The 3,046-nt window shown below is 62.8% G+C and carries 3 protein-coding genes and 1 pseudogene; all 4 read left to right on the forward strand.

Annotation, left to right across the window (positions count from 1 at the left end):
- Positions 1–43 precede the first annotated feature (43 nt).
- Positions 44–616 (forward strand): annotated as a pseudogene (locus tag ACSHSS_RS29910) (TolC family protein); the annotation flags it as partial.
- Positions 617–635: 19 nt separating this feature from the next.
- Entirely contained in the window at positions 636–839 is a 204-nt protein-coding gene (locus ACSHSS_RS29915; protein ID WP_010792188.1) for a YgaP family membrane protein, read from the forward strand.
- Between the two features lie 7 nt (positions 840–846).
- On the forward strand, positions 847–2,256 hold the full coding sequence (locus ACSHSS_RS29920) for an MBL fold metallo-hydrolase RNA specificity domain-containing protein (RefSeq protein ID WP_011516037.1): 1,410 nt from the start codon (positions 847–849) through the stop codon (positions 2,254–2,256).
- Positions 2,256–3,035 (forward strand): LOG family protein, encoded by a 780-nt coding sequence (locus ACSHSS_RS29925; protein WP_233620247.1) that lies wholly within the window; start codon positions 2,256–2,258, stop codon positions 3,033–3,035. Before ACSHSS_RS29920 ends, ACSHSS_RS29925 begins: the two co-directional genes overlap by 1 nt.
- Positions 3,036–3,046: the final 11 nt, after the last annotated feature.

Genomic DNA, 3,046 nt, shown 5'->3' on the forward strand with positions numbered 1-3,046 from the left:
GACTGATCACGTTCGCCGAAACGATTGATCACCATCGCCGAAATCCGCAGACATCGGCGTGGCCACGGCCGAGTTGTTCCCCAAACTCTCCATTGGTGTCGGCGGCGGGTTCCAAGCGCTCAGTACGGGCGATTGGTTCGATGCATCCAGTTCGCGTTTTTCCATCCTGCCGCTGATTTCCTGGCGCCTGTTCGACGGCGGCCGCGTGCGCGCCGAGATTCGGGCGCGCGAGGCGGGGCAGCGGCAGGCCGCGCTGGCCTACGAGCAGGCCGTGCTGGCGGCGCTGGGCGACGCCGAACGCGCGCTGGGCGACTACCACGGCGGGCTGGACACACTGGAACGCCGTGGCATGGCACTGGATGCCGCGCGCACAAGCTACGGCCACGCCAAGGCGCGCTACGCGGCGGGCGACATTGCACTGGTCGAACTGCTGGCCGCCCAGCGAAGCCTGCACGAGGCCGAAACCGCAGCGGCACGCGCGCATACCAACGCCGCCGTGCAATTGGTGGCGCTGTACAAGGCCCTTGGTGGCGGCTGGGACGTATCCACGGCGGCATCCAGCGCAACCCATCTGCTGCGGGGCACTGCCGCCCCCGTCGCGTTTTCAAGCCGCTGATTCAACACAGGAGACCGTCATGCAAATCAACGTTGGAAATCTCGACCGCATTGTGCGCATCGTCATCGGACTGATTTTGCTCAGTCTCCCATTGTGGCTGGACTCATCTTGGCGTTGGCTGGGACTCATTGGAATCATGCCGCTCCTCACCGGCCTGGCAGGCCGCTGTCCTGGCTATCGCCTGCTCGGCCTCAGCACTTGCCCGATGCGAAAACCCGAGTGAACGCCCTATGAAACTCAGTTTTTTGGGCGCAGCCCGAGAAGTCACCGGATCGTGCTTCCTGGTCGAAGCGGCTAATGTCCGCTTCCTGGTCGATTGCGGCATGGTTCAAGGTGGGCGTGTAGCAGCAGCACGCAACTACGAGCCGTTTGCGTTCGACCCGGCGTCCATTGACTTCGTCCTGCTGACCCACGCCCACATCGACCATAGCGGGCTATTGCCCAAACTGACGCGCGCCGGGTTCAAGGGGCCCATCTACGCCACGCCAGCGACGGTTGATCTGCTCGGGGTGATGCTGCCCGATAGCGCTCACATCCAGGAAAGCGATGCCAAGCGGGTTGCCAAGCGGTTCAAAGAGAAGACCGTGCCGCCACCCCTGTATACCCTGCAGGATACACACGAATGCCTGCAGCAGGTACGCGGCATCGAATACGACCGGGAGTTCGCACCCCGCGTCGGGGTGCGCGCCCGCTTTCGTGATGCCGGCCACATCCTCGGCTCGGCCATCGTGGAAGTGTGGATTACCGAGTACGGTTACCCCACGAAGATCGTGTTCAGCGGCGATTTGGGCCAGCCGGGACGCCCCATCCTGCGCGACCCGACACCCATCGAGGACGCGGACATCCTCGTCATCGAGTCCACCTACGGCGACCGCCGGCACAAGGATTTTTCGGCGACCGAAGCGGACATGATCGGCATCGTCGAGAAAACCCTGTTCGAGCGCGGCGGCAATGTCATCGTTCCGGCCTTTGCGGTCGGCCGAACCCAGGAGGTGCTCTACCACCTACATCGTCTCACCTGCGAAGGGCGTCTGCAGCGTCCAATGGTGTTTGTCGATTCGCCGATGGCCACCGAGGCCACACGCATCACGCGTGAGCATCTCGAATTGTTCGACGAACAGGCGAAGCGGTTGGCCGGATGGCATGCGCGCGGCGAGAACCTCCCGTATCTGGATTTCACCGCGAGCGCTGAGGAGTCCATGGCGCTGAACCGGATTCGCTCCGGGGCCATCATTATTTCTGCCAGCGGCATGTGCGATGCGGGGCGTATCCGGCACCACCTGCGCCACAACTTGCCACGCCGCGAATGCAGCATCTTGTTTCCCGGTTTCCAGGCGCAGGGGACGCTTGGCCGGCGCCTGATCGAGGGGGCCGAACGTGTACGCATCTTCGGTGAGGACATCCCGGTACGTGCGGCGATCCACAGCGTGGACGGCCTCTCGGCGCATGCCGACCAAAAGGCGCTGCTGGATTGGGCCCGTGCTTTCATTCAAGCACCGGCGCAAACCTTCGTGGTGCATGGGGAATCGTCGGCCGCGCAAGCCTTCGCTGAACTCTTGCAGCAGCAACTCGGCTGGCAGGTCACGGTGCCCGAGTATGGCCATGCGCTGCGCTGGCCGGACTTTCTGGCGCACGAGTGATGAAACCTGCAGAAGATCTCGCTGAACGCCTGCGCGCCATCCGCGAGTCACCAACATACCGTCTTGCGTACGAAGACATCGAGCTGCTTGGCCAGGACGAACTGCGGCCGCTGCGACTACAACTCGAACTGCTCAAACCTGAGCGCATCCTGCACGAGCAAGGCATTCACTCGACGGTAGTGGTCTTCGGCAGCGCACGCGTGAGCGATGCCGAGACGGCAGAAGCCCGCCTTGGCGCGCTGGAGCGTCAGGCGCTCGTCACTCCGGAGAATGTCGGGCTGAGGCAAGAGCTTGCGCGAGCCAATCGCCGGGTCGAACAGGCACGTCACTACGAGCAAGCGAGGCGTTTCTCGGGCCTTATTTCGGCGCGTTTCCAGCAGCAAAACCGCCGTGATTTCGTCGTCGTCACCGGGGGTGGGCCCGGCATCATGGAGGCCGCCAACCGCGGTGCTTTCGAGGTTGGCGCACGTTCGATTGGCCTCAACATCACGCTGCCCCACGAACAGGCACCCAACCCCTACATGTGCCCGGATTTGGCGTTCCGATTCCACTATTTCGCGCTGCGCAAGATGCACTTCTTGTTGCACGCCAAGGGCTTGGTGGCATTCCCGGGTGGCTATCGAACGCTCGATGAGCTGTTCGAGGTGCTCACCTTGATCCAGACCGGAAAGATGCAGCGTATTCCGGTAGTGCTGGTCGGCCGTGCATTCTGGCATCGCGTAGTTGATTTCGATCTTCTGCTTGCGTATTTCGGCGATGGTGATCAGACGTTTCGGTGAACGTGATCGGT

The organism is Burkholderia sp. BC1 (genome assembly GCF_052683555.1).

Coding starts and splice junctions, on each gene's coding strand:
- ACSHSS_RS29915 (WP_010792188.1), top strand. CDS start 636: ATGCAAATCAACGTTGGAAATCTCGACCGCATTGTGCGCATCGTCATC.
- ACSHSS_RS29920 (WP_011516037.1), top strand. CDS start 847: ATGAAACTCAGTTTTTTGGGCGCAGCCCGAGAAGTCACCGGATCGTGC.
- ACSHSS_RS29925 (WP_233620247.1), top strand. CDS start 2,256: ATGAAACCTGCAGAAGATCTCGCTGAACGCCTGCGCGCCATCCGCGAG.